This is a genomic window from Acidovorax sp. DMC1 (assembly GCF_056314325.1).
Genome location: NZ_JBQUYO010000002.1, coordinates 249,502 through 273,594 on the forward strand (window position 1 = coordinate 249,502; position 24,093 = coordinate 273,594).

Here is a 24,093-nt window from a genome sequence, read left to right on the forward strand (position 1 = left end):
CAGCGGTGGGGCCGTTCACGCTACACACTCCGGCTTTTCCGACTCCGAAAGAGCCCCATGCCCCAACCGCTCGACACCATCATCATCGGCGCCGGCACGGCGGGCCTGGCCGCCTTGCGCGAAGTGCGCAAGCGCACCGACCGCTACCTCATCGTGAACGAAGGCCCCTGGGGCACCACCTGCGCGCGCGTGGGCTGCATGCCGTCCAAAGCGCTGATCGAGGCAGCCAACGCCTTCCACCGCCGCCACACCTTTGAAGAATTCGGTCTGCGCGGCGCGAGTGGTCTGACCGCCGACCTGCCTGCCGTGCTGCAGCGCGTGCGCGCACTGCGAGATGACTTCGTGGCAGGAGCCACCCAGGCCACCAACGGGCTGGGCAGCGCCCAGAGGTCAGGGCGTGCAACGCTGCTGGGGCCACGTGCGGTGGACATCGACGGCACGGCTTACGCCACACGCAGCATCATCATCGCCACGGGGTCACGCCCCCGCGTGCCCGATGAATGGCTGGCGTTTGGCGACCGCATGCTCACCACCGACACCTTGTTCGAGCAACCCAGTCTCGGCCCCCGCGTTGCAGTGATTGGCATGGGACCGATCGGGGTGGAGCTGTCGCAAGCCCTGGCGCGGCTGGGCTTGGAGGTGGCGGCATTCACCACCGGCCACACGCTGGCCGGGCTGAGCGATCCTACGCTCAACGCCGAGCTGGCCGCTCTGCTGAAACAAGACATGGTCCTGCACATGGGCGCCGAGGCGCAGTTGCGCGAGGTGCCCGGAGGCATCGAGGTGGCGAGTGGCGCCAACCGCGTGGTGGTGGACCAGGTCATCGCCGCGATGGGCCGGGTGCCCAACATCGAACACCTGGGCCTGGAGACGCTGGGCGTGCCCCTGGATGCGCGCGGCTTGCCCACCGTAGACCCGCAAACCCAGCAGATTGGAGACCTGCCGGTGTTTTTGGCGGGCGACGCCAACACCCACACCCCGTTGCTGCACGAGGCGGCCGATGAAGGCCACATTGCAGGCATGAACGCCCTGACCCCCACGCCCACGCGCTTTCGGCGCCGCACCTTGCTCTCCATCGTGTTCGCCGACCCCAACGTGGCGGTGGTGGGGCCGCGTGTGGCCGACATGGACCCGCACAGCACCATCACTGGCACCGCCAGCTACGCAAACCAGGGCCGCGCCCGCACCGCGCAGCGCAACCTGGGACGCCTGTGCGTTTATGCCGACCATACGAGTGGTCGCCTGCTGGGTGCCGAGTTGTGCGCCCCCGATGGCGAGCACCTCGCCCACCTGCTGGCCCTGGCTGTGCAGCAGCAGCTGACCGTGCATGATCTTTTGGGCATGCCGTTCTACCACCCCACGCTGGAAGAAGGCCTGCGCACCGCCTTGCGCGACGCAGCCCGACAGTTGCCAAACGCCCGCACCTCCGACTTGGCCGCCTGCCCAGCCCTGGGGGTGCCTGCGCTGGACTAAGGCAATGCAGAACAGCGCAGCTTCACCGCCCCCTGCACATGTAACAACCCTCAAGCTCGCTTTTGTAGTGCCGATAAACCACCATTGCCCCAAGGAGTCACCATGGACGTCGCCCTGACCAACAGCATCGTCAACACCGCTACCAGCCTGGCCAGCGCCAAGACGTCCGACGCCCTGAACATGGTGGTGCTGAAAAAGGAGCTGGACATGCAGGCCGTGTCGGCCGCCACCATGATCGACGCCATGCAGCAGTCCATGCCCCAGCCTCAGCTGGCCACCAGCGGTACGCTGGGGACCAACGTCAACACGTTCGCCTGAGGGGCTGAGCCCCCCCTCTCTCTCGGCCCTGGCGGCTCAGCGCAAACGCGCGGGCGACAGCCCTTCCACCCCCACGCCCTCGCGCACCAACTCCCCGGCCAGCGGCTCGCAGCGCAGCAGCTGCCGCGCCAGCAACGAGGCGCCCGCCGCGCTCTGAATCCCATATCCGCCCTGCCCGGCCAGCCAGAAGAAGCCGGGCACATGGTTGTCCCAGCCAATCACCATGTCGCCATCCCGCACAAACGAGCGCAACCCGGCCCAGGTGTGCGATGGGCGGCGTATCTGGAACCGGGTCATTTCCTCGATGTGATAAATCCCGGTGGCCACGTCCAGCTCCTCGGGCACCACATCGTGCGGGTGCGTGGGGTCGGCATTGGCCGGTGAGCCCAGCAGTTGCCCTGCGTCGGGCTTGAAGTAGAAGCTTTCGTCAATGCCGATCACGGCGGGCCAATGGGTAGCGTCCATGCCCTCGGGCACCGGGAAGGTGAACGCCGTGCGGCGGCGTGGCTCCAGCCCGATCGGCGGCACACCCGCAAGGCCTGCCACTACATCGGCCCAGGCACCCGCAGCGTTGACGATGGTGGGGGCGGCAAACACCCGCCCGTCGGCCAGCGTCACCTGCCACACGTCGCCGTCACGGCGCACGGCCGTCACCTCGGCGTGGGTCAGCACCTGGCCGCCGCGCTGGCGCAGGCCGCGCAGGTAGCCCTGGTGCAGGGCGTTCACATCAATATCGGCCGCCTCGGGCTCGCTCATGCCGGCGGCCACGGCCTCGGGCTTCAGGCAGGGCAGCATCGCCAGCAGCTCGGCCTGCTCCACCCACTGCACATTGGGCGAGGTGGAGCGCGCTTCCTCGTAGGTTTGTTCCAGCAAGTCCAGCTGATCCGGCCCAGCCACATAGACCACGCCCCGGGGCGAGAGGATGGGGTCGGCGCCAAATTCAGGCGGCGGCGCATCGTAGAACGCGCGGCTGGCCCGGGTCAGCGCCTGGATGTTGGGCGTGCCATAGGTCGCCATGTAGAGCGCGGCCGAGCGGCCGGTGGTGTGATAACCGGGCTGCGATTCACGCTCCAGCAGCAGCACGCTGGCGCCCTGCCCTGCGGCGCCGGGCTGTACCAGTTGCCAGGCCACGGAGGCCCCGGCAATGCCCGCGCCAATCACGATGGTGTCTACGGTTTGCATGGTCGGTGTCTCCTGTTCAAACCGCCGACACCTGCGCAGCCGATGCCGCACGGTCGTCGCGCGGCAGGGTGCGGGCGTCGCGGGGGTCCGGTGCCACGGTCACGATGGAGGTCAGCGCAGGTTCGGCGCGCGTCTGCTTCAGCTTGGCGATGTCGGGCCGGGGCCGTGCCAGCCCTGCAATGCCCTTGAACGCCTGCTCCAGCGCATGCCCCACACCCAGCGTGTGCCGGTCGGCGCGGAAGCGGCCCACGATCTGCAGGCCAAACGGCATGCCAGCGTCGTCCAGCCCGCACGGCAGGCTCAGCGCTGGGTGGGTGGTCAGCGTGGTCACGTAGGTCAGCGCCAGCCAGCGGTAGTAGTTGGCCTGCGGCTCGCCGTTGATGTGGCTGGCGAACAGCTCGGTCCAGGCGAACGGCGACACGGGTGTGGTGGGCGCGAGGATGATGTCGTAATCCTCGTACAGCTTCTGGAACCGCGCCAGGATGCGTGTCTGCTCTGCCTGCGCCCAGGCGCTGTCCAGCAGCGTCATGGCGGCGCCCATTTCGTAGTTGGCGCGGGTGTTGGGGCCCAGGCTGGCGGGGTCGCGCTCGTAGGCCTCGCGCGTGCTCGCCACAAAGGCCTCAGCGCGCAGCACGTCAAAGCAGCGGTGCACATCGCCAAGGTCGATGTCGATGGCGTCGCAACGCGCAAACAGGTGCTTCATGGCCTGCACCTTGTTGCGGAACACGGCGCGGATGCCGTTGTCCACAGCGCAGGCGCCGAAGTCCTCGGTGGTGGCCACGCGCAGGCGGCTCAGGTCCACGGTTTCGGGCAGAAGGAAACTCATCGGGTCCAGCGGATAGCTCAGCGGGTCGCCGGGCGACATGCCCGCCGATGCGGCCAGTTGCAGGCAGGCCTCTTCCACCGTGCGGCCCATGGGGCCAACCACCGAAATCGGCGTCCAGCCCAGCAGCTTGCGCGAGCTGGGCACCACGCCGGGCGAGGGCCTGAAACCCACCACACCACAAATGGACGCCGGAATGCGCAGCGACCCGCCCGTGTCCGAGCCCGTGCACACCGGCAGCATGTCGCACGCCAGCGCAGCGGCCGAGCCGCCCGACGAGCCCCCGGCGTTCAGGTTGGGGTTGAACGGGTTGCCCGTGGCACCCCACACGGTGTTGCGCGAATTGGCGCCCGCACCCATTTCGGGGATGTTGGTCTTGCCGGTGACGATGGCGCCAGCAGCGCGCAGGCGTGCCACCAGCACGTTGTCCTCGGCCGGAATGTGCTCGCGGTAGATCTGCGATCCATAGGTGGTCAGCAAGCCCGCCGTGGCCTCCAGGTCTTTCACGCCCATGGGCAGGCCATGCAGCAGGCCCAGCGGCTCGCCGCGCAGCACCGCTTGCTCGGCCGCCTTGGCTTCGGTGCGGGCGCGGTCGTAGCAGGTGGCGGTGACGGCATTCACGTGCGGGTTCACGGCCTCGATGCGTTCAATGCAGGCGTCCAGCAGCTCCACCGGCGAAATCTCGCGTGTGCCAATGCGGTGGCGCAGTTCGTTGGCCGTCAGCTCAACCAGGGCTTGGGGGGTTGTGGTGGTCATCTCGGGCTTGTCTCCTTGTTCTGGTCCCACGGGTTCAGTCTGCGGTGATAGCGGCACGCTGTGCAATGGCGCGCATCAGCGGCAACTCCTTATCGATCAGCTCGGCCAACACCTTGGACGAAGCATAGGACGGCTCGAACCCCACCGCGATCATCTTGTCACGCGTTTCGGGGTCTGACACCACCTGGGCCAGCGCCAGCTCCAGCCGCGACTTCACCGCCGGCGGCAGCCCACGCGGCGCCACCATGGCGAGCCAGGTGTCCATCTCCAGGCCGGGGTAACCGCTCTCGGCCAGCGTGGGCACCTTGGGCAGCAGGGCCGAGCGTTTGCCGGAAGTCACCGCAATGGCCTTGATCTTGCCATCCCTGAGCTGCGGCAGCGCGGCCGACACGGTATCGACGGTGAACGGGATCTGCCCGCCGAGCAGGTCGGTCATGGCGGGCGCACTGCCCTTGTAGGGCACATGCTGGATCTTCAGGCCCGCTGCGTGGAAGAACATCTCGCCCGCAAACTGCGACGTGGTGCCCGTGCCGAACGAGCCATACGAATACTTGTCGGGAGCCGCTTTCACCAACGCCACAAACTGCTTCAGGTCGTTGGCAGGTACATCCTTGTTAGCCAGCAAGATCAACCCCGTGCGGCCCGTGATGCCGATGGGCTCAAAGCTTTTGACCGGGTCGTACGGCAGCTTGGCGCGCACGGCGGGGTTGACGGTGAAGGTGGTGCCCGAGCTCATGAGCAGCGTGTAGCCATCGGGCGCCGCCCGCGCCACCGACGTCGCACCAATCACCGTGCCTGCCCCCGCACGGTTGTCAATCACCACGCTCTGGCCCAGCTTGTCGCCCAGCTTTTTGCCGATCAGCCGCCCCAGCACATCGGTGGCACCACCGGGCGGGAACGGAATCACCAGCGTGATCGGCTTGGTGGGGAAGGCGGCCTCCTGCGCCATGGCCGGAGTCCACGCAGTGGCCCCCAGGGCGGCGCTGAGGACGGCAGACAAAAGCAGTTGCTTGCGGTTCATGGCGTGGCTCCAGACAAAAGTGAAAAGAAAAAAGAGAAAAGAAGGCGCTCAGCCATCAGGCCTGCGCAGCCAGCACGGCCCGCCCGCGCTGCACAAAGCCCTGGTACTGCACATCGGGCACCAGCAGGCCGCCCGTGGTCCACACCAGGTGGGTGGCCTGATGCAACACCGCGTCGATGCCCGGGCTGCGCAGCCAGGCCTGCCCGGCGGTGGTGCCGGTCAACATCGCCGGGCCGCTGAAGCCAGCGGCGGCCGAGGGCTCGATGCGCTCGCCCAAGGCGTCCAGCACCCGCACCAGGTGCGCAAACAGGGTGTCGTCGGCCACGGTGAACACGCCCGACAGCAGCGGCCGCATGAGCTCTGCCGCCAGCAGCGATGCACGCGGCACGGCCAGGCCGTCGGCCTCGGTGCGGTTGGTCAGGCCCCAGTCATAGACCGAGGGGTGCTGCCCCACACCTTGCGTTGCATCGGCCATCATTTGCACCATGAAGCACGGCGACTGCACCGGCTCCGCAAAGAAGCAGTACACATGCGGCCCCAGCACCTGCCGCAGGCCAAAGGTGATGCCTGCGGGCGCGCCGCCCACACCACACGGCAGGTAGACGATGAGCGGGTGCTCGGCATCCACCGCCACACCTTGCTCTGCCAGTTGCTTTTGTAGATGCAGCGCCGCCGCGCTGTAGCCCAGCAGCAGCGAGAACGATTGCTCGTCGTCCACAAAGTGGCACATCGGATTGCTGGCCGCCTCGGCGCGGCCTGCGGCCACGGCACGCTCGTAGTCGCCCGCGTGCTCCACCACCAACACACCACGCGTTCGCAGACGGTCTTTCTTCCACTCCTTGGCATCGGCCGACATGTGCACCGTGGCCTGGAAACCCAGGGCCGACGCCACCACACCGATGCTCATGCCCAGGTTGCCCGTGGAGCCCACCGCCACCTGGTAGCGACCCAGCACCTCGCGCGCCTGCGGCGTCGCCAGCGCGCGGTAGTCACCGCCGGGCTGCACCAGCCCATGCTGCAGCGCCAGCGCCTCGGCAAACTCCAGCACCTCGTGCATGCCACCCCGGGCCTTGATGGAGCCGGCGACGGGCAGGCTGTGGTCGGCCTTGATGAACAGTCGGCCTTGCCCCTCGGCCATGCCCAATGCGAGCTGCAGCGCCGTAGCGGGCAGCAGGGGCGACTCCACCACGCCACCTGTTGCGGCCAGCTCGGGGAACACCTGGGCCAGCAGCCCGGCAAAACGCGCCAAACGCGCCGCCGCTGCCTTCGTATCATCCAGACTAATAGTCCTGCCCAATGCGGACATCGCTGCGGCAGGCTGCGCCTCCCGGGCTGCGTTGGTCCACAAAGCAGGCTGGGCATTGCGTAAGCGGGCAGCCAGCAAGGCATCCACGGCAGGTTGGGTCTGGGCAGTCGTCATGGCATCTGTGTCTCGAAGAGTGTTGCCCCCATTCTTCGCCTGTCACGCCACCATCACAAACCATTTATATTGAGCGAAACATTAGTATTAATAATGGATATTCGCCTCTCCCCCTCCCTGCTCGCCTGGCTGCGCAGTTTTGACGCAGCCGCCCGCCACGGCAGCTTCACCAAGGCGGCGGCCGAGCTGTGTATCACCCAGGGGGCGGTGAGCCAGCAGGTCAAGCAGCTCGAAGACTGGCTGCGCCGCCCCCTCTTCTTGCGCACCCCGCGCGCGCTGGTGCCTACGCCCCAGGGCAAATGGCTGGCCGTGGTGCTGCGCGAGAGTTTTGATGCCATCGAAAGCACCCTGGCCCAGATGCGCCAACCGGCAGAAGCCGCCACGGCCACGCTGAGCTGCTCGCCCTCCTTCGCCATGAGCTGGCTCACGCCCCGGCTGGGCGACTTCTTCCGCCAGCACCCGCACACCGGGCTGCGCGTGTTTGGCGAGTTCCACACGCTGGACCGCATCCGCATGGTGCGCGACGGCGTGGAGGCCGCCGTGCGCTTTGACTTGGGCGGCTACCGCGACCTGAACGCCACCGTGTTCCTCGACGAATGGCTCATCCCCGTGGCCAGCCCCGAGTTCCTGGCCCGGCACTCGCCCATCACCACGCCCGAGGATCTGCACGGCGACTGGCTGCTGCACGACGGCAGCGCCTGGGACGGCGCAGACACCTATGAGGAGTGGCAGCACTGGTTTGCGCAAAGGGGCGCCCCGCCCCCGCCCTGGGCGGGCGGCCAGCAGTTCAACCTGTCGCAACTGGCCCTGGGCGCCGCATTGGCCGGCCAGGGCATTGCCATGGGCCGCGCCGCGCTGGTGCTGCAGGACGTGAAGGCCGGGCGACTGGTGCCGCTGCTGGGGCGCAGCGTGCCATCGCGCGCGGCCTATTCGTTTGTGACCACCACCCACCCGAGCCCGGCGATGGAGCTGGTGCGGGAGTGGCTGGTACAGGAAGCGCAGCGGTTTAGCGCAGAGCGCAGCGAGGTATTGCCTCCATTGGCTTCGCCCTGAGCTTGGTGAGGAGTAGAAAACTTGTATATTTATCTACTCTTTCAATATAAAAAGAGTATAAATATCATCATGTCAACCGATCTCATCCCCACCCTCGCCGCCGCCCGCAAAGCCCACCAGATGACCCAGGCCCAGCTCGCCGAAAGTGCAGGCCTCTCCCGCATGACAGTGCAGCGCACCGAAGGCGGCGACCTGGACCCCCGCTATTCCACCCTGGCCGAAATGGCGCGGGTGCTGGGTATGGACATCATTGCCGTGCCCAGCAGCCTGCGGCCTAGCCTGGAGGCGTTCATTCAGTCCGGCGGCAAGTTTCTGGGCCAGCCCGAAGGGGTGGATGCGCCCCCCTCGGTCGTGGACAGCCTGCGCCGCTGAGCCTGGCGACGCCCCACCGCACTGGCAGGCCCACGCCCCATGAGCACCTCCATCCGCTACCTGCGCCTGTACCTGCACCGGCCGCCGCTGGCGAGCGGCGCTCCAGGGGAACGGGACGCCATCGGCTACCTCTCGCAGTACGGCGACATCCTGCGTGTGTCCTTCGACGAGAGCTACATCCGCAACCCGCAGCGCCCCACCCTGTCGCTCAGCTACCAGGGCGCGGACGAAGCGGCCACGCAGCAGATCCTGGCATCGGCGCGCGATGCGCGGCTGGTGCGCACCGATGGGCGCTGGCCGGTGTACTTTCAGAACCTGCTGCCCGAGGGCCACAACCGCGAGCGGCTGGCGCGCGAGCGGGGCTGCAGCCCCGACGACGAGTTCGAGCTGCTGGCCGCAGCAGGCCACGACCTGATGGGCGCGCTGGAGGTGGAACCCGTGCCCGCGCAGGACGGCATCCCGGACGTGGTGCGCTACTGGCACACCACCCAGGGGCTGGATGTGCTGGAGCCGGGGTTTGTGGAGTTCCCGGTGGAAGACGCCGCCTCGCTGCCCGGCGTGGTGACCAAGTTCAGCGCGGTGCAGGACGGCCGACGCTACACCGTGCACCGTCGGGGCGCGGCGGGCAGCGTCATCCTGAAGCTTTCCACCACCGCCCACCCCGATCTGGTGGCCAACGAGTACACCGGCTACCAGCTGTGCAAGGCTCTGGGCCTGCATTGCGCCGATGTGCAAGTCATCACCCGTGCAGAGGCCGACCTGCCCGACGCCGTGCCCTTCAACGAAATATTGGCCGTGCAGCGCTTTGACCACCTGCCCGGCGGCGCCCGCGTGCACATGGAGGAGTTCAACCAGGTGCTGGGCTACACGCCGCGCCAGAAATACGGCAAGTCGCACGGCAAGGGCGTGCTACAGGACTGGGCCACCATGCTGCGCGTGCTCAACCGCCTGAGCCGCCAACCCGTGCAGGACACGCGCGAGTTTCTGGCGCGCATGGTGGCCTTCATCCTGATGGGCAACACCGACGCGCACCTGAAGAACTGGGCCCTGGTCTACCCCGACGGCCGCGTGCCCCAACTGGCCCCGGTGTACGACCCCGTGTGCGTGGCCGCGTTTTTTGAAGGCGTGCCCGACCAGCAATACGCGGTGAACCGCGCCATCGACAAAACCTTGCGGGCACTGACCTGGGACGACATGGAAGGCCTGATGAAATCCGCCGGGCTGCTGCGGGTGCCCCGGCACCTGGCGCTGCTGCGCGATGTGGTCAAACAGGCCCAGGCCGACTGGCCCGTGCTGCTGCACGATGCGCCACCCGCAGTGCGCACCACCGTGCAACAGCGGCTGGCCGGTGCCGTACGCATCAGCCAGGGCACCCGTCCGGGTACGGCAGGCGGGGGCTGACTGCTCACGATTTAATAGCTGTCAGCGCATATTTCACTATCGCTACAGACCGATTTGGCTCAAATATCTGGTTCAAATACTCGTGCACAGTGCGGATGGCGCTTCCGCTGAGGCTTTGGTTCGTTGGCGGTCTCTTCCGGCGCCCTTACACCGGCGCCCCAAACCACGCGCCCACCCCCGCCGTGATAGCCATGGCCAGTGCCCCCCAAAAGGTCACACGCCAGGCACCCACAGCCATCCCCGCGCCGCCTGTGTGTGCAGCCAAGGCCCCGAGCAATGCCAAAAACACCAGCGCAGAACCTGCCACCGCATACAGCAGGCTGCTGGCAGGCGACACCATGGCAACAGCCAGCGGCAGTGCGGCCCCCACCGCGAAGCTGGCCGCCGAAGTCAGGGCCGCCTGCACCGGGCGGGCAGCGAGTGCCGTGGACACCTGCAGCTCGTCCCGCGCATGGGCGCCCAGCGCATCGTGCGCCATGAGTTGCGCCGACACCTGCTGAGCCAGTTCAGGGGTCAAGCCTCGGGCGACGTAGATGGCGGTCAGTTCGCGCGCCTCGGCCGCCGGGTCAGCGGCCAGTTCGGCCCGCTCTCGGTCCAGGTCCGCCTTTTCGGTATCGGCCTGCGAATGCACCGACACATATTCACCCGCCGCCATCGACATGGCACCCGCCACCAGCCCGGCCACTGCCGTCATCACGATGGTGGACTGGCTGGACTGCGCGGCCGCCACGCCCACCACCAGGCTGGCGGTGGATACGATGCCGTCGTTGGCCCCCAGCACGGCCGCGCGGAGCCAGCCAATCCGGTCAGAACGGTGGCCTTCGGGGTGGGCACGGCGCGGGGTATGGGGCATAGCGGCTTTCGCGGTGGAGGTGTACAGGTCCATACCTTAACGCTGCCCGGCACGCCAAGCCACCCAGAGCGCCACTGCGGGTTGAAGATTGTTTACATCCTCTTGCACCGCACGCTGTCCGATATCCACAGTTTTGGATAACCTCGCAAGGCAGCGCCACGCAGGTTCCTGGCGTTGAAAGCTCCGTGTTGAGACACCGTCAGTTTCAAGATCATCCGCCCACACCCCGAAAAGGACGCCCATGGCCAAGATTCTGGAAGTGAAGTACGAGAACCAGGCCGATGCACGCGTGTGCGAAGTGGCCTATGAGAGCCAGGCCGACCTGTGCTGGCACGAGGTGGGCTACGCCACGCAGGCCACGGGCGATGCGCTGTGGTTCTTTGTGAACTACGAGAACCAGGCCAGCTTCAAGATTTTCAAGGTCAAACGCGAGAGCCAGGCCGATCTCAGGATCTTCAAGGTGGCGCATGCAGAGCAAGCCGGCTGGCGCACCCTGGGACATGCGCTCAAGGGCAAGTTGGCCTGACGAAGCCGAACACGCCTAAAGCGCCCACCAAGCCCTCCAGCCTTGCGGATGCAGGTTGAACGGGTGTACGGCCCCCGCCCAACTCCCTCGCCAAGTCAGGTGCCGCTGTAGGAGACCTCAACCACCGACGTACTTTTGCAGCTGCTCGCCCAGCCCCGTGGCACCCAGGCGCACCACATCGCCGGGCTTGAGGAACCGCGGTGCGGGCTTTTGCCCCAGGCCCACGCCCGCGGGGGTGCCAGTCAGGATGAGGTCGCCCGGCTCCAGGGTCAGGAACTGGCTGATGTACGACACCACGGTGGGCACACCAAAAATGAAATTGCGTGTGCTGCCGTTTTGCACGCGCTGGCCGTTCACCTCCAGCCACAGGTCGATGGCGTGGGGGTCGGCCACCTCGTCGGCCGTGACCAGCCAGGGGCCGATGGGCGCAAAGGTGTCATAGCTCTTGCCCTTGTCCCACTGGCCGCCGCGCTCCATCTGCCAGGCACGCTCGGACACATCGTTGGCCAGCACATATCCGGCAACATGGCTCAATGCATCGGCCTCGGCCACATGGCGGGCGCGGGTGCCGATGACGATGCCCAGTTCCACCTCCCAGTCGGTCTTGGTCGCGCCGGGGGGAATGCGCACATCGTCGTTGGGGCCGCTCAAAGCAGTCACGGCTTTCATGAACAGCACCGGCTCGGCGGGCGGCTGCATGCCCGCCTCTTTGGCGTGGTCGGCATAGTTGAGGCCCACACACACGATCTTGCCCACACCGCCCACCGGGCTGCCCAGGCGGGGCGAGCCATACACCGCAGGCAGGCGGCTGGCGTCGATGGCGGCCAGCGCGGACAAGGTGCGGGGGTTGAGCTGTGCGGGGCCGATATCAGGCAACAGCATGGACAGGTCGCGCAGCGTGCCCTGGGCGTCTACCAGGCCGGGGCGTTCTGCACCAGGCTGGCCGTAGCGGATGAGTTTCATGGGGTGTCCTTGTCTCTTGGGATGAATGTGTCTCTTAGACCACCCACCAGCATAGCGGCACGCCGCCTTGCGCGTGTGCACGATTGGCCGCCCCAGACTTGCCCGATGGCGACGCCCCGCCGCCAGCACACCGCCCGGCGCGCGCGTAACATCACGGGGGCCGCCGTATCGCCCATTAGCTATCATAATGATAGCTACCGAGGCATGAATCACCGGCGCATCAGCCACCTTTCACTCCATCTTGCACCCATGGCACCCGCCACCGCCTCGCCTTCCCCCACCGACACGCCCGCGCGCCCGCAGCCCCGCAACCCGACCGACCTGTTCTGGTCCTTCACCTGGCTGGCCCTGCAGGGCTTTGGGGGGGTGCTGGCGGTGGTGCAGCGCGAGCTGGTGGAGAAAAAGCGCTGGATGACGAACGAGGAGTTCGTCGAAGACTGGGCCGTTGCGCAGATCATGCCGGGCCCCAACGTGGTCAACCTCAGCATCATGATTGGGGACCGCTACTTTGGCCTGCGCGGCGCGTTTGCGGCGCTGGCGGGCATGCTGACCTTTCCGCTCATGCTGGTGCTCGCACTGGCGGTGGTGTATGCACAGTTCTCGGCCCAACCTGCCGTGGCCGGCGCATTGCGTGGCATGGGGGCCGTGGCGGCGGGCCTGATTGCGGGGGTGGGCATCAAGCTGTTTGTCTCCATCCGCAGCCACCCGCTGGGCCGCCCCCTGTGCCTGGCCATCACGGCGCTGACCATCGTCGCCATGGCCTGGCTGCGCTGGCCGCTGTTCTGGATCCTGCCGGTGATCGGCGGGGCCGCCTGCCTGCTGACCTGGAGAAAGCTCGCGCCATGAGCACTGCTGCCCCCCTCACCGCACCGCTGATGGCCCTGAGCATTGGCGACTGGTTTAACCTGTTCCTGTACTACCTGTCGCTGTCGCTGCTGGCCGTGGGCGGCGCCATTGCCACCGCGCCCGACATGCACCGGTTCCTGGTCGAACGCCAGGCGTGGCTGACCGACCCGCAGTTCAATGCCTCCATCGCCATCGCCCAGGCGGCCCCGGGCCCGAACGTGCTGTTCATTGCCCTGCTGGGCTGGAACGTCGGCATCAACGCCGGCGGCCCGGGCGTGATGGGCTGGCTGTTGGGCGCCCTGGGCATGGCGGTGTGTATGCTGGGCGTGATGCTACCCAGCAGCCTGCTGACCTGGACGGCCACGCGCTGGGGCCACCGCAACCGCGAGCGGCGCGGCGTGCGCGCGTTCAAGCAAGGCATGGCCCCGGTCGTGATCGGCCTGCTGGTCGCCACGTCCTGGGTGCTGGCCCGCGCCCATGGCGAATGGACCACCGACTGGCCCCTGTGGCTGCTGACCGCCACGGCCACGGTGCTGGTGTGGCGCACCAAGCTGCACCTTCTGTGGATGCTGGGCGCCGGTGCACTGCTGGGTGCGCTGGGGCTGGTCTGAGGGTTTGAGAGGCCGGGGTGTGCTGCGCAACCCCGGCAACGGGCACGATTTCTTTCTCTTTTTTGAAAGGCACATCCATGCAACTCCGCTCCCTGGGCCGCTCGGGCCTGCAGGTCTCGCCCCTGTGTTTTGGCGGCAATGTGTTTGGTTGGACGGCCGATGAAGCCACCTCGTTTGCACTGCTCGACGCGTGGGTGGACGCAGGCTTCAACTTCATCGACACCGCCGATGTGTACTCGCGCTGGGCACCGGGGCACACGGGGGGCGAATCCGAATCGGTGATCGGCCGCTGGCTCAAGCGCAGCGGCAAGCGCCACCGCATCGTGCTGGCCACCAAGGTGGGCAAGGACATGGGGGATGGCGAGGTGGGCCTGCGCCCCGCCTACATCCGCCAGGCGGTGGAGGCATCGCTGCAGCGCCTGCAAACCGACCACATCGACCTGTACCAGTCACACGACGACGACACCACCGTGCCGCTGGCCGACACACTGGGCGCGTACGCCGATCTGATCCGGGCTGGCAAGGTGCGTGCCATTGGCGCCTCCAACTACAGCGCCGCGCGCCTGCAGGAGGCCCTGCAGACCAGCGAACGCCTGGGCCTGCCGCGCTACGAAAGCCTGCAGCCGCTGTTCAACCTGTACGACCGCGCCGTGTTTGAAGACGCGCTGCAGCCGCTGTGCGTACAGCAGCAGGTCGGCGTGATCAACTTTTATGCGCTGGCCGCCGGGTTCCTCACCGGCAAGTACCGCACGGCGGCCGACGCCGCCAAGAGCGCACGCGGCGCCAACACCACGGCCAAGTACCTCACCGACCGGGGGCTGCGCATTCTGGCGGCGCTGGACGCCGTGGCACAACGCTACAACGCCACGCCCGGCCAGGTGGCCGTGGCCTGGCAGATGGTGCAACCGGGCATCACCGCGCCCATTGCCAGCGCCACGTCAGTAGCCCAGCTGCACGAACTGGTCAAGGCCACCCAGCTGCAACTGGACAGTGATGCGCTGGCCCAGCTGGACGCTGCCAGCGCCCAAGGCTGAATCCAAACAAAAGGGCCCGCGCGTGCGCGGGCCCTTGGCGTATGGCTTGACGGGATGCTGGGTGAACGGAATGACGCCCCTCAGCCCATAAGCCCATCAGCTGATCCGGCGACCATTCTCCGCGTAGATCGCCAGGTAGATGGCGTCCGAGCCGATGTACGGCGCCTTGTTGCCAAAGCCCACGTTGAAGTCGCCAAACGATAGCGAGCGGATGGCAGTCAGCCCGGCGCGCAGGCGCTCGCGCGTGGGTTCCTTGCCCGCGTTCTTCAGGCCTTCGATCATGATCTGCGCGTTGAGCCAGCCTTCCAGTGCGCTGTTGCTGTTCAGGAACGCCGGGTCCCCACCCGTGGCCTTCATCGTGGCCTGGAACTTGCGCACCGCCACCGACTTTTGCGAATTGGCATCGGGGAACACCTGAACCAGCGCCAGGCCACGCGTGGAGGCAGCCAGCTTGGGCAGCTCCGACGAGATCACGGTGACGGAAAGGCCCGCCAGCGGCACGCCTTGCGCCTTGGCACGGAAGGCCTGTACAAACGCGGTGTTGGCCGTGCCCGTGGTGGCCAGCAGCACGGCGCCGGGGCGCTCGGCCGCCACTTTGTCGGCCAGCTCGGCACCGTTCTTGCCATCCACGGCCAGCGCAAACTCGCCGCCGCGCTCGACCTTGATCTCGTCCAGCGCAGTGGACATGTCCTTGAGCACCTCTTTGCCAAACGGGTTGTCCAGGTACACCACCGCAATGCGCTTGAGGCCCATTTCCACGATCTGCTTGACCAGGCGCTGGGTTTCTTCGCGGTAGCTGGGACGCAGGAAGAACACGTGCTTGTTGGCCGCTGCACGCAGCGATGTAGCGCCGGTCACCGGGCCCACGGTGGGGATGCCCTTGGACTCGATGAGCGGCAGGATGGACGCGGTGTTGGCCGTGCCCAGCGGCGAGATCAGTGCGAACACCGACTGCGCCTCCACCATCTCGGTCACGTTCTTGAGGGTGCGTGCAGCCACATAGCCGTCGTCCTTGACCTCCATGCGGATCTCGCGGCCCAGCACGCCACCGGCGGCATTCACCTCGGCAAACGCGGCCTTCATGCCCGCCACCTGCTCGATGCCCGCCTGCCCCAGCGGGCCCGTCAGCGCGATGGAGCAGCCCAGGGTGACGGAGCGCGCGGTCAGCGCCTCTTCGGCCGCCATCGCGGTGTGGGCCCATGCGGGCAGGCCAGTGGCGGCGACGGCCTGGGTGGCACGCAAAAGAAATTGGCGACGGCTCATGGTGTGCAAGGCGGGTAAAACAAAGGGGCGGAGGCTACCGGGCTCCGCGCCCTTGCACCTGTCCAATGGGCGACAAAGGGTGGCGGCAGTACATCAAATCAGGGTTTCTACTGAGACGCGAGCCGCCGCGAAACACCGGTGGTGGCGCTCCGAACCGAGACGTTCTGCCCCGCGTACGCTCAGTCGTCCAGCAACTGGGGCAGCAGCGTAGCCGCCGTGCCCTTCAGCACCTGGTGGGCCACCTCATCCAGCGCACTGGGCGCGGGGTTGAGCACCACCACCCTGGCACCGGCGGCCCGAGCCTGGTGGGCCAGGCCCGCGGCGGGGTACACCGCACCGGCCGTGCCCACCACCAGCATCAGGTCGCACTGCTTGGCCGCCTGTTCGGCGGCTTCCAGTGTCGCCAGCGGCAAAGGCTCGCCAAACCACACCACGCCCGGGCGCAGCAGGTTGCCGCAGCGGTCGCAGTACGGCGGGTGGCCGGCCACTGCGTGGTCGACGAAGCAGCAGTTGCGCGGGGTATCAAGCCACCGGTCCTGAAAGATGTCGCCGTGCAGGCACAGCACGCCGGTGCTGCCCGCGCGCTGGTGCAGGCCGTCCACGTTCTGGGTGATCAGGGTGATGCGGCCGGGGTGGCGGCGCTGAAAATCGGCCAGCGCCCGGTGCCCAGAGTTGGGCGACACGCCGGCCAGCAGGTCGCGCCGGTACTGGTACCAGTCCCACACACGCTGGGGGTGGGCGCGAAAGCCTGATTCCGTCGCCATGTCTTCGGGGCGGAACTGTGCCCAGTACCCTGTCTGCGCATCGCGAAAGGTGGGCACGCCGGATTCGGCGCTGACTCCGGCGCCTGTCAGCACGGCAATGCACTGGCTGTGCAGGACCCAGGCTTTCACGGTGTCCAGCATGGAACCCTCGTTGATGCGTGCAGCGGGCCGGGGATCAGGTCCGCTGGCGCAGCGCCTCGTACAGGCACACGCCGCTGGCCACCGACACGTTCAGGCTTTCGACCGCGCCCTTCATGGGGATGCTGACCAGCTCGTCGCAGGTCTTGCGCGTGAGCTGGCGCATGCCGTCGCCCTCGGCACCCAGCACCAGGGCCACGGGGCCTTTCAGGTCTACCTGGTAAATGGTCTTGGGCGCATCGTCGCTGGTGCCGATGCACCAGATGTTGCGCTCCTTGAGTTCGTTCAGCGTGCGCGCCAGGTTGGTGACCATGAAATACGGCATGGTCTCGGCGGCACCGCTGGCCACCTTGGCCACGGTGGCATTGATGCCCACGGCGTGGTCCTTGGGGGCGATGACGGCATGGGCCCCCGCGCCATCGGCCACACGCAGGCAGGCGCCCAGGTTGTGCGGGTCGGTCACGCCGTCCAGCACCAGCAGCAGGGGCTGCTCGATGCCAGCGGCTTCCAGGTCTTCCAGCAGTTCATCCAGTGAGGTGGCCACCTTCACGGGCTCTACCCGCGCGGCCACGCCCTGGTGGCCGTGGCTGCCCGCCAGCTTGGCAATGCGCACACTGTCGGCTTCGATGAGGCGGGCACCGGCCTCGCGGGCGCGGTCGAGAAACTGACGCATGCGCGCATCGCGGCGCGTGGCTTCGTAGTAAATCTCGATGATGGATTGCGGCGCGGTCTTCAGACGCACGCCCACGGCGTGAAAGCCGAAGAGAACTTTGGGGCTGGACATGGGGGGATTATCCGCTCGGCGCGACACTATCCATCAGGACACTATCAATTTCATAGCTGCTAGCGCATGTTTCACTAGCGCCTGCGGCCTAAAAAGCTCGAATAATCCCGCTAACCCCTCACACAACACGCCCTGCGTCGATGGTGATGCGCCGCTCGCACTGGGCAGCAATTCCACGGTCGTGGGTCACCAGCACCAGGGTCGTGCCCAACTCGCGGTTGAGCTCGAACATGAGCTTCATGATGGTTTCGCCCGTCGCAAAGTCCAGGCTGCCCGTGGGTTCATCGGCCAGCAGCACGGCCGGCTGCACCACAAACGCCCGAGCCAGGGCCACGCGCTGCTGCTCGCCGCCTGACAGCACCTTGGGGTAATGCGACAGGCGCTGGCCCAACCCGACGCGCGCCAGCATCTCCGTAGCGGCCTTGCGCGCATCGCGGCGCTCGGCCAGCTCCAGCGGCAGCATTACGTTCTCCAGCGCCGTCAGGTTGCCCATGAGCTGGAAACTCTGGAACACAAAGCCCACCTTCTGGGCGCGCAGCGCAGCCCGTGCATCTTCGTCAATGGCAAACAGGTCCTGGCCGTCCAGGCGCACCGTGCCACGGGTGGGCGTATCGAGCCCCGCGATGATGGACAGCAGCGTGCTCTTGCCCGAGCCCGAGGCACCAACGATGGCCGCCGTTTCCCTGGCCGCCAGGCGGAAATCGATATCCCGCAGAATGTCGAGGGTTCCGGTGGAATCCGTCACCGACTTGAACACATGCTCCACGGCGATGATGGGGGTGGCTGGCGGTGTCTTGGGCAGTGGGGAGGATTCGGACATGAAAGGCTCTTTACTTTGATTCGCAATCTGCAGCAACGACGCCACTTTATCCTGAGCGCATCTATCGGCCTGGTGGTGGGGCTTTGTGCCCCCATGGCCTTTGCGCAAGCCCCCACCAAGCCGGGGGCTGCGGGGCGCACGCCCGTGATCCTGGTGCTGGGGGATTCACTCAGTGCCGAATACGGCCTGGCGCGGGGCACCGGCTGGGTGGCGCTGCTGGAAAAGCAGTTGGCACAGGACAAGCTCACGGCCACCGTGGTCAATGCCAGCGTGAGTGGTGAGACCACCTCGGGCGGCCGTTCGCGCCTGGCGGCTTTACTGGCCCAGCACCAGCCCAGCCATGTGGTGATCGAGCTAGGCGGCAACGATGCGCTGCGCGGGCTGCCGCTCAAGAACACCGAAGAAAACCTGACCTGGATGACCCAGACGGCCCAGAAGGCCGGGGCCAAGGTGCTGCTGGTGGGCATGCAGGTGCCGCCCAATTACGGCACCGACTACGCCAACAAGTTTGCGGGCCTGTTTACCAGCGTGGCACAGGCCCACAAGGCGGCGGTGGTGCCGTTTTTCCTGAAAGGGGTGGCAGATGGGCCAGACCCCACGCGCCTGTTCCAGCCCGACCGCATCCACCCTCGCGCCGAGGCGCATCCGCAAATGCTGGCCAATGTGTGGCCAGAGTTGAAAAAACTGCTGCGCTAGCCGCCACGCAGGCGGGTCATTCAACCCGCAGGCTGTTCGGGGTGGCCCGCGTCGCCCTCTGGCTGCTCGTCAGCGGGCAGGTCATCCCCCTGCGGATCGTTTGGCTTGCGCTGCGCTTTGGCCCTCAGCTTGTCTTCTTTTTTCTGCTTTTTGGCGAGTTCGCGCTGGCGTTTTTCGTATCCGTAGTTGGGTGTTGCCAAGGTAGTTGCTTCCTGAAGTTGAGACTCACTGTAACAGGACGGGGTTTTCAGGCCCCTGCCGGGGTGCGCTGCAGCGGAATGACGGCAGCTCGGTACGCATGCCAGCTGGCAAAACCCAGCACAGGCCCCGCCAGCAGCAGGCCCACGCCCCAGAACCACAGTGAGATGGCCACGATGAGGGTGATCAATGCCCCCCACAGCAGCATCACGCCGGGGTTTTCAATCACCGCACGCATGCTGGTGATGCCCGCAGTCAGCGCGTCGGTATCGCGGTCCAGGATCATGGGGATGGACACCACCGAGGTGGAAAACACCAGCGCCGCAAACACGCCGCCCACCACCGTGTACACCGCCACAAAGCTCCAGTTCTGCGGGTTGAACACCGCCTGCAGCACGCCCGTGGTGGACGGCATGCCGGTGTTGAAGAACACCGCAAACACCACCAGCGACGCACGGCCCCAGAGCAGTTCCAGCACCACGAGCACCAGCACCAGCATGCCCATGCTACCCATGTGGCTGTCCCAGCACGTCAGGGATTCGCTCAGCTGCGGCTGGAGGCCGGCCTCACGCCGACGGCTGGTGTCATACAGCCCCATGGCCAGAAACGGCCCCAGCAGCAGGCAACCGCTGGCCATGGACATGGTGTACTCCGGCCGCGTGCGAAACACCCAGCCCAGCACCACGGCCATGGCCCAGAAGCACACGCCGTAAAACACCGCAATGCCGGGCGCTGCTCGTACATCATCCAGGCCCCGCACCAACCACCGCAAAGGATCGGCCAGGCGCAACGGCTGCAGCTGCACAGGTTGCGCCGTCTGGGCCTTCACGCGGTCGGCGATGGCCTCGGCCTGCCGGGCCTCGGAGGTGTCTGGGGTACCAACGGTGTCCGGCCCGGGCTTGGAAGATGTCGCGTTCATGCCGCCACACTAAGCCCGCGCGTTCGGCTGCGCCACTGAGGAAAGCCCGTAGCCCGACCCACATCTACACCCTGGGCAGAAGGCCGAAGGGCAGCTCAGGCGGGGAAGGCCCGCTCCATCGCCTGCTGCAGATCACGCCGCAGGTCCTCCACCGCCTCCAGCCCGATGGAAAAACGCACCAGCGTGCCCGGCTTCAGGTGGGGCGACGGGCGGCTGCGCATGCTGGCGATGGTGTAGGGCACCACCAGGCTCATGGGGCCGCCCCAGCTGTAGCCCAGCTTGAACAGGCGCAGGCTGTCGCAGAAGACATCCACCTGCTGCTGGGTGTAGCGCGCGTCGATCATCACGCTGAACAGGCCGGCCGCCGCGCCCTGCCCGCCCTCGGCAGCGCCGCACAGCGCCTTCCAGTGGGAATGACCGGGCGCGCCCTCCAGCGCAGGGTGCAGCACTTGCGCGATGGCGGGCTGCTGCTGCAACCAGCGCGCCAGCTGGCGCGCGGCTTCGTCGTGGGCGCGATAGCGCAGACCGATGCTGGGCAACGCACGCAGGATCGCCTCCGCATCGTTGGCGCCGACGCCCAGGCCCAGCCGCATGTGGGTGAGCTTGATCTTCATGTGCAGGCCCAGGTCGCGTGTGATGACGCTGCCCATGAGCACATCGCCACCACCGCTGGGGTACTTGGTGAGCGCATGGGCAGAAATGTCCACCCCCAGGCTGCCATCGCCCGTCAGGTCAAACGGCGCAAACGCCAGACCCGCACCCCAGGTGTTGTCCAGCGCCGTGGTCACGCCGCGGGCACGGCAGATGCGCACCTGCTCGCACAGGTCAGGAAACTCCATGCTCACCGAGCCCGGCGCCTCCAGCCACACCAGCCGGGTGGCGGGGGTGATGCGCGCGGCCAGGTCGGCCGGGTCCAGCGGGTCGTAAAACGCATGGGTGATGCCGAAACGGGCCAGCTCGCCGTTGGCAAAGTCCTTGCCGGGACCGTAGGCGTTGTCGGGGATCAGCACCTCATCGCCGGACTTGAGCAAGGCCATCCCCACGTTCGCGATGGCGGCGAGGCCGCTGGGCACCAGCACACACTGCAGGCCACCTTCCAGCGCGCACAGGCGTTCTTCGAGGATGAAGGTGGTGGGCGTACCGTGCAGGCCGTAGGTGTAACCGCTCTTGTCCTTCCACTCCCGCGAGCGCATGGCCGCGACGTTGGGGAAGATGACCGTGGAGGCTTTGAACACCCCGGGCTGGGGGGCTACAAAACCAGTCGGCGGCTGGTAGTCGTGGTGGACGAGGTGGGTGGCAAGATCGATGTCGTGGTCTTTCATGCCGGCCATGGTAGCGCGCCGCCCGGTGGTGAGCCGGGCGGCGCGTGGGTGCGGTGATCAGGGCTGTGCGGCACAGGCCGCCCGCCCTGTGGTCCGACATTAGCTGGCAGTGACGACCAGCTGGTTGTTGACGGAGGTCACGCCGGTCACGCTCTTGGCGATGGTTTCGGCGCGGTCACGGGCTACGGTAGAGGGCGCGGGGCCGTTCAGGGTGACCTTGCCGTTCACGGTGTCCACGTTGATCTTGAGCGCGCTCAGATCGGGGTCCTTGGCCAAGCCCGCATTCACCTGGGCGGTGATTGTGGCGTCGTCAATCGCGCCCTTGGCGGTGTTGGCGGCGTCCTTGGCGGTAGCTTCTGCATTGGCAGCGCCCTGCTCCATCTTGGTTTCGGCACTCTGCATGGCGCTTTCGGCCTTCACTCGGGCGTCGGCAGCCGCCTGCTCGGTCTTTTCGACCGCAGAGTCCAGACGCTGGCCCACGGTGGGCTCTTCGGTCTTGCCGCATGCGGCGAGACCCAAGGCCAGGGCGCTGACGGCCAAGATGCTGGCGATGCGGTGGGCGGGACGATCCATCAGGTTTTGGGAATTCATGCTTTGACTCCTTGCGGTTAAGACATGGGCAGACTGTAGGCAAGCGGTCGAAGCCTGCGGGTCGGACAGGGCCGAAGTGCCTGTAGGACGAAGGAGCCTGCGGTCCGCCACCACCGGTGACCTTGCCTATTGGGAAGAGCCGGGGTGCCGAGGTCCCGGGCGCGCGACAATCGAGGGCATGACCCTGCATTCGCTCGCACGCTGGCTTCCTTTTTTGAAATGGCCCCGCCCGGATCGGCAACTGCTCAAAGGCGAGTTCTGGGCAGGCATGACAGTAGGGCTGATGCTGGTGCCCCAGGGCGTAGCCTACGCAGCGCTGGCAGGCATGCCCCTGGTCACAGGCATCTACGCGTCGCTGATTCCGGCGCTGATCGCAGTGCTGTTCAGCTCCTCCACCCGGCTGGGGGTGGGCCCCACCGCGCTGACCAGCCTTCTGATCGGCGCCTCGCTCACCGGCCTGGCCGAACCCGGCAGTGCGCAGTGGGTGGCCCTGGCCGCGTGGATGGCCCTGCTGTCGGGGCTGCTGCAAATGGTGATGGGTATCGCGCGCTTTGGCTGGTTGCTCAACCTCGTGACCTCGCCCGTGCTCAATGGTTTTACGCAGGCCGCAGCGCTGCTGATCCTGGGCTCGCAACTGGCGGCGCTGACTGGACTGCGCGCCGCCGACTGGAGCGCTCTGCTCTCGACGCCCTCACCCGGCCTGTTTGACCTGACGGCCGCGGGCTTTGGCCTGGGCAGCCTGGGCTTGCTGATGCTGGCGCGCCGCTGGCTGCCGCAGTTTCCGGCTGCGATTGTGGTGGTGGGCGCGGCAGGCGCCTTGAGCTGGGCCCTGGGCTACGCCGATGCTGGGGGTGCCGTGGTGGGTGCATTGCCCTCGGGCTTGCCCGCCCCCTACTGGCCGGGCGCCCTGCCCTGGTCCAGTTTCAGCGCACTGGTCATGCCCGTGCTGGTGGTGACGCTGGTGAGCTTTTTGGAGACCGCGTCCAGCGCCAAGGTGGAAAGCCAGCGCTCCAAGGAGCAGTGGAACGAAAACCAGGACCTGATTGGCCAGGGCCTGGCCAAGATCAGCAGTGGCCTGTGCGGCAGTTTTGCCACGAGTGCGTCGTTTTCGCGCTCGGCCATCAACCTCTACGCCGGTGCCAAGACGGGCTGGGCCACACTGTTTGCGATCAGCCTGGTGCTGGTCGTGCTGCTGTGGTTGACGCCCGCGCTGTACCACGTGCCGCAGTCGGTGCTGGCGGCGGTCGTGGTCACGGCCGTCACCAGCCTCATCAAACCGGGCACCCTGATGAGGCTGTGGCGGGTGTCGCGCGTAGAGGCTGTGATCGGCGGCGTCACCTTTGCCCTGACCCTGGCCACCGCCCCGCGCATGTACTGGGGCGTGCTGGTGGGTTTGTTGATGAACCTGAGCCACTTCCTGTACCAGCGCCTGCACCCGCGCATCATCGAGGTGGGCCTGCACCCGGACGGCAGCCTGCGCGACCGGCACCTGTGGCAGCTGCCACCCCTCGCCCCACGGTTGCTAGCGCTGCGCATGGATGCGGAGCTGGACTTTGCCTCCGCCAGTGCGCTGGAGCGGCGCGTGACCGAGCACCTGGCCGCCCACCCCGACGTGGTGCACCTGTGCCTGCTGGCCCAGCCCATCAATCGCATCGATGTGACGGGCGTCGAAACCTTTGCCCAACTGCTGGCGCAGATGGAACTGCGGGGCGGCACCTTGCATCTGAGCGGTCTGAAGCTGCCGGTGGAGCAGGTGCTGCGCCAGGCCGGCCTGCTGGACTTGCGCCCCGGGCTGGCCATGTACCGGACCGACGCCGAGGCGCTGGTGGCACTGCAACAGCTTCCCGAGCCCGTGGCGCGGGCGTGAGCCGGGTTTTACCTACGCTGCGACTGCTGTGCCACGGCCTTGTTCTTGCTGACGCGCTGGTACACTTGCTCAACTCTTT

At 67.0% G+C, this 24,093-nt stretch carries 25 protein-coding genes; 11 read left to right on the forward strand and 14 right to left on the reverse strand.

What is annotated here, in order from left to right:
• Positions 1 to 57 precede the first annotated feature (57 nt).
• Both ACT531_RS05580 and ACT531_RS05585 read left to right on the forward strand, forming a co-directional pair.
• A complete protein-coding gene (locus ACT531_RS05580; RefSeq protein WP_476016779.1) occupies positions 58 to 1,473 on the forward strand; it encodes a dihydrolipoyl dehydrogenase in 1,416 nt (471 codons plus the stop codon).
• A 102-nt stretch (positions 1,474 to 1,575) separates the two neighbouring features.
• Positions 1,576 to 1,791 (forward strand): YjfB family protein, encoded by a 216-nt coding sequence (locus tag ACT531_RS05585; protein WP_476016780.1) that lies wholly within the window; start codon positions 1,576 to 1,578, stop codon positions 1,789 to 1,791.
• Between the two features lie 36 nt (positions 1,792 to 1,827).
• Here the strand turns inward: ACT531_RS05585 and ACT531_RS05590 are convergent, their stop codons facing one another.
• Genes ACT531_RS05590 through ACT531_RS05605 form a run of 4 tightly spaced genes read right to left on the reverse strand, consistent with a single transcriptional unit; the run spans position 1,828 to position 6,993 of the window.
• Entirely contained in the window at positions 1,828 to 2,973 is a 1,146-nt protein-coding gene (locus ACT531_RS05590; RefSeq protein WP_476016781.1) for an NAD(P)/FAD-dependent oxidoreductase, read from the reverse strand.
• A gap of 16 nt (positions 2,974 to 2,989) precedes the next feature.
• Entirely contained in the window at positions 2,990 to 4,552 is a 1,563-nt protein-coding gene (locus tag ACT531_RS05595; protein ID WP_476016782.1) for an amidase, read from the reverse strand.
• Between the two features lie 34 nt (positions 4,553 to 4,586).
• Entirely contained in the window at positions 4,587 to 5,573 is a 987-nt protein-coding gene (locus ACT531_RS05600) for a Bug family tripartite tricarboxylate transporter substrate binding protein (protein ID WP_476016783.1), read from the reverse strand.
• A gap of 55 nt (positions 5,574 to 5,628) precedes the next feature.
• A complete protein-coding gene (locus ACT531_RS05605; protein ID WP_476016784.1) occupies positions 5,629 to 6,993 on the reverse strand; it encodes a D-serine ammonia-lyase in 1,365 nt (454 codons plus the stop codon).
• A 93-nt stretch (positions 6,994 to 7,086) separates the two neighbouring features.
• On the opposite strand from ACT531_RS05605, the gene ACT531_RS05610 reads away from it, so the two are divergent.
• The 3 genes from ACT531_RS05610 to ACT531_RS05620 all read left to right on the forward strand — a co-directional run bounded on the left by ACT531_RS05610 (position 7,087) and on the right by ACT531_RS05620 (position 9,819).
• On the forward strand, positions 7,087 to 8,046 hold the full coding sequence (locus ACT531_RS05610; RefSeq protein ID WP_476016785.1) for a LysR substrate-binding domain-containing protein: 960 nt from the start codon (positions 7,087 to 7,089) through the stop codon (positions 8,044 to 8,046).
• A gap of 69 nt (positions 8,047 to 8,115) precedes the next feature.
• Positions 8,116 to 8,418, forward strand: coding sequence for a helix-turn-helix transcriptional regulator (locus tag ACT531_RS05615; protein WP_015013960.1), 303 nt, complete (start codon positions 8,116 to 8,118; stop codon positions 8,416 to 8,418).
• Between the two features lie 39 nt (positions 8,419 to 8,457).
• Positions 8,458 to 9,819 carry a type II toxin-antitoxin system HipA family toxin gene (locus ACT531_RS05620; RefSeq protein ID WP_476016786.1) on the forward strand — a complete coding sequence of 454 codons (1,362 nt, stop codon included), beginning with the start codon at positions 8,458 to 8,460 and terminating at the stop codon, positions 9,817 to 9,819.
• A gap of 145 nt (positions 9,820 to 9,964) precedes the next feature.
• Here ACT531_RS05620 and ACT531_RS05625 read toward each other — a convergent pair whose 3' ends face one another.
• The gene (locus tag ACT531_RS05625) at positions 9,965 to 10,672 is read right to left on the reverse strand and encodes a VIT1/CCC1 transporter family protein (protein WP_476016787.1); all 708 of its coding nucleotides are present in this window, start codon (positions 10,670 to 10,672) and stop codon (positions 9,965 to 9,967) included.
• A gap of 241 nt (positions 10,673 to 10,913) precedes the next feature.
• Here ACT531_RS05625 and ACT531_RS05630 point away from each other — a divergent pair, with 241 nt between their 5' ends.
• The gene (locus tag ACT531_RS05630; protein ID WP_060987522.1) at positions 10,914 to 11,198 is read left to right on the forward strand and encodes a 7(1) septoil knot domain-containing protein; all 285 of its coding nucleotides are present in this window, start codon (positions 10,914 to 10,916) and stop codon (positions 11,196 to 11,198) included.
• A gap of 117 nt (positions 11,199 to 11,315) precedes the next feature.
• Here ACT531_RS05630 and ACT531_RS05635 read toward each other — a convergent pair whose 3' ends face one another.
• Positions 11,316 to 12,161: a fumarylacetoacetate hydrolase family protein gene (locus ACT531_RS05635; protein ID WP_476016788.1), complete on the reverse strand. Its 846-nt coding sequence runs from the start codon at positions 12,159 to 12,161 to the stop codon at positions 11,316 to 11,318.
• A 249-nt stretch (positions 12,162 to 12,410) separates the two neighbouring features.
• On the opposite strand from ACT531_RS05635, the gene ACT531_RS05640 reads away from it, so the two are divergent.
• The 3 genes from ACT531_RS05640 to ACT531_RS05650 all read left to right on the forward strand — a co-directional run bounded on the left by ACT531_RS05640 (position 12,411) and on the right by ACT531_RS05650 (position 14,652).
• Positions 12,411 to 13,007 carry a chromate transporter gene (locus ACT531_RS05640; protein WP_476016789.1) on the forward strand — a complete coding sequence of 199 codons (597 nt, stop codon included), beginning with the start codon at positions 12,411 to 12,413 and terminating at the stop codon, positions 13,005 to 13,007.
• On the forward strand, positions 13,004 to 13,618 hold the full coding sequence (locus tag ACT531_RS05645) for a chromate transporter (protein WP_110958567.1): 615 nt from the start codon (positions 13,004 to 13,006) through the stop codon (positions 13,616 to 13,618). The genes ACT531_RS05640 and ACT531_RS05645 overlap by 4 nt, the downstream gene beginning before the upstream one ends.
• Positions 13,619 to 13,695: 77 nt before the next feature.
• Positions 13,696 to 14,652, forward strand: coding sequence for an aldo/keto reductase (locus ACT531_RS05650; RefSeq protein WP_476016790.1), 957 nt, complete (start codon positions 13,696 to 13,698; stop codon positions 14,650 to 14,652).
• 96 nt (positions 14,653 to 14,748) lie between these two features.
• Here ACT531_RS05650 and ACT531_RS05655 read toward each other — a convergent pair whose 3' ends face one another.
• The 4 genes from ACT531_RS05655 to ACT531_RS05670 form a co-directional block, all read right to left on the reverse strand.
• On the reverse strand, positions 14,749 to 15,915 hold the full coding sequence (locus tag ACT531_RS05655) for an ABC transporter substrate-binding protein (protein ID WP_110958565.1): 1,167 nt from the start codon (positions 15,913 to 15,915) through the stop codon (positions 14,749 to 14,751).
• A 179-nt stretch (positions 15,916 to 16,094) separates the two neighbouring features.
• Entirely contained in the window at positions 16,095 to 16,820 is a 726-nt protein-coding gene (locus ACT531_RS05660) for an SIR2 family NAD-dependent protein deacylase (RefSeq protein WP_476016791.1), read from the reverse strand.
• Positions 16,821 to 16,854: 34 nt separating this feature from the next.
• Complete coding sequence (gene rlmB / locus ACT531_RS05665) at positions 16,855 to 17,601, reverse strand: 23S rRNA (guanosine(2251)-2'-O)-methyltransferase RlmB (RefSeq protein ID WP_060987527.1); 747 nt, start codon at positions 17,599 to 17,601, stop codon at positions 16,855 to 16,857.
• A 118-nt stretch (positions 17,602 to 17,719) separates the two neighbouring features.
• Entirely contained in the window at positions 17,720 to 18,421 is a 702-nt protein-coding gene (locus tag ACT531_RS05670; protein ID WP_295938331.1) for an ABC transporter ATP-binding protein, read from the reverse strand.
• Positions 18,422 to 18,514: 93 nt separating this feature from the next.
• On the opposite strand from ACT531_RS05670, the gene ACT531_RS05675 reads away from it, so the two are divergent.
• The gene (locus ACT531_RS05675; protein ID WP_476016792.1) at positions 18,515 to 19,117 is read left to right on the forward strand and encodes an arylesterase; all 603 of its coding nucleotides are present in this window, start codon (positions 18,515 to 18,517) and stop codon (positions 19,115 to 19,117) included.
• A gap of 20 nt (positions 19,118 to 19,137) precedes the next feature.
• On the opposite strand, the gene ACT531_RS05680 is transcribed toward ACT531_RS05675, so the two are convergent.
• The 4 genes from ACT531_RS05680 to ACT531_RS05695 form a co-directional block, all read right to left on the reverse strand.
• Positions 19,138 to 19,317, reverse strand: a complete 180-nt coding sequence (locus ACT531_RS05680; RefSeq protein ID WP_110958560.1) for a hypothetical protein — start codon at positions 19,315 to 19,317, stop codon at positions 19,138 to 19,140.
• Between the two features lie 47 nt (positions 19,318 to 19,364).
• Positions 19,365 to 20,234, reverse strand: a complete 870-nt coding sequence (locus tag ACT531_RS05685; protein ID WP_476016793.1) for a DUF2189 domain-containing protein — start codon at positions 20,232 to 20,234, stop codon at positions 19,365 to 19,367.
• A 95-nt stretch (positions 20,235 to 20,329) separates the two neighbouring features.
• Entirely contained in the window at positions 20,330 to 21,565 is a 1,236-nt protein-coding gene (locus ACT531_RS05690) for a PLP-dependent transferase (protein WP_476016794.1), read from the reverse strand.
• A gap of 90 nt (positions 21,566 to 21,655) precedes the next feature.
• The gene (locus ACT531_RS05695; RefSeq protein WP_015013945.1) at positions 21,656 to 22,147 is read right to left on the reverse strand and encodes a BON domain-containing protein; all 492 of its coding nucleotides are present in this window, start codon (positions 22,145 to 22,147) and stop codon (positions 21,656 to 21,658) included.
• A 178-nt stretch (positions 22,148 to 22,325) separates the two neighbouring features.
• Here ACT531_RS05695 and ACT531_RS05700 point away from each other — a divergent pair, with 178 nt between their 5' ends.
• A complete protein-coding gene (locus tag ACT531_RS05700; RefSeq protein ID WP_476016795.1) occupies positions 22,326 to 24,014 on the forward strand; it encodes a SulP family inorganic anion transporter in 1,689 nt (562 codons plus the stop codon).
• The last annotated feature ends 79 nt before the right edge of the window (positions 24,015 to 24,093 follow it).

Coding starts and splice junctions, on each gene's coding strand:
- ACT531_RS05580 (WP_476016779.1), top strand. CDS start 58: ATGCCCCAACCGCTCGACACCATCATCATCGGCGCCGGCACGGCGGGC.
- ACT531_RS05645 (WP_110958567.1), top strand. CDS start 13,004: ATGAGCACTGCTGCCCCCCTCACCGCACCGCTGATGGCCCTGAGCATT.
- ACT531_RS05625 (WP_476016787.1), bottom strand. CDS start 10,672: ATGCCCCATACCCCGCGCCGTGCCCACCCCGAAGGCCACCGTTCTGAC.
- ACT531_RS05585 (WP_476016780.1), top strand. CDS start 1,576: ATGGACGTCGCCCTGACCAACAGCATCGTCAACACCGCTACCAGCCTG.
- ACT531_RS05630 (WP_060987522.1), top strand. CDS start 10,914: ATGGCCAAGATTCTGGAAGTGAAGTACGAGAACCAGGCCGATGCACGC.
- ACT531_RS05675 (WP_476016792.1), top strand. CDS start 18,515: ATGGCCTTTGCGCAAGCCCCCACCAAGCCGGGGGCTGCGGGGCGCACG.
- ACT531_RS05660 (WP_476016791.1), bottom strand. CDS start 16,820: ATGCTGGACACCGTGAAAGCCTGGGTCCTGCACAGCCAGTGCATTGCC.
- ACT531_RS05670 (WP_295938331.1), bottom strand. CDS start 18,421: ATGTCCGAATCCTCCCCACTGCCCAAGACACCGCCAGCCACCCCCATC.
- ACT531_RS05700 (WP_476016795.1), top strand. CDS start 22,326: ATGACCCTGCATTCGCTCGCACGCTGGCTTCCTTTTTTGAAATGGCCC.
- ACT531_RS05635 (WP_476016788.1), bottom strand. CDS start 12,161: ATGAAACTCATCCGCTACGGCCAGCCTGGTGCAGAACGCCCCGGCCTG.
- ACT531_RS05690 (WP_476016794.1), bottom strand. CDS start 21,565: ATGGCCGGCATGAAAGACCACGACATCGATCTTGCCACCCACCTCGTC.
- ACT531_RS05655 (WP_110958565.1), bottom strand. CDS start 15,915: ATGAGCCGTCGCCAATTTCTTTTGCGTGCCACCCAGGCCGTCGCCGCC.
- ACT531_RS05600 (WP_476016783.1), bottom strand. CDS start 5,573: ATGAACCGCAAGCAACTGCTTTTGTCTGCCGTCCTCAGCGCCGCCCTG.
- ACT531_RS05650 (WP_476016790.1), top strand. CDS start 13,696: ATGCAACTCCGCTCCCTGGGCCGCTCGGGCCTGCAGGTCTCGCCCCTG.
- ACT531_RS05695 (WP_015013945.1), bottom strand. CDS start 22,147: ATGAATTCCCAAAACCTGATGGATCGTCCCGCCCACCGCATCGCCAGC.
- rlmB (WP_060987527.1), bottom strand. CDS start 17,601: ATGTCCAGCCCCAAAGTTCTCTTCGGCTTTCACGCCGTGGGCGTGCGT.
- ACT531_RS05615 (WP_015013960.1), top strand. CDS start 8,116: ATGTCAACCGATCTCATCCCCACCCTCGCCGCCGCCCGCAAAGCCCAC.
- ACT531_RS05590 (WP_476016781.1), bottom strand. CDS start 2,973: ATGCAAACCGTAGACACCATCGTGATTGGCGCGGGCATTGCCGGGGCC.
- ACT531_RS05685 (WP_476016793.1), bottom strand. CDS start 20,234: ATGAACGCGACATCTTCCAAGCCCGGGCCGGACACCGTTGGTACCCCA.
- ACT531_RS05640 (WP_476016789.1), top strand. CDS start 12,411: ATGGCACCCGCCACCGCCTCGCCTTCCCCCACCGACACGCCCGCGCGC.
- ACT531_RS05610 (WP_476016785.1), top strand. CDS start 7,087: ATGGATATTCGCCTCTCCCCCTCCCTGCTCGCCTGGCTGCGCAGTTTT.
- ACT531_RS05605 (WP_476016784.1), bottom strand. CDS start 6,993: ATGACGACTGCCCAGACCCAACCTGCCGTGGATGCCTTGCTGGCTGCC.
- ACT531_RS05620 (WP_476016786.1), top strand. CDS start 8,458: ATGAGCACCTCCATCCGCTACCTGCGCCTGTACCTGCACCGGCCGCCG.
- ACT531_RS05595 (WP_476016782.1), bottom strand. CDS start 4,552: ATGACCACCACAACCCCCCAAGCCCTGGTTGAGCTGACGGCCAACGAA.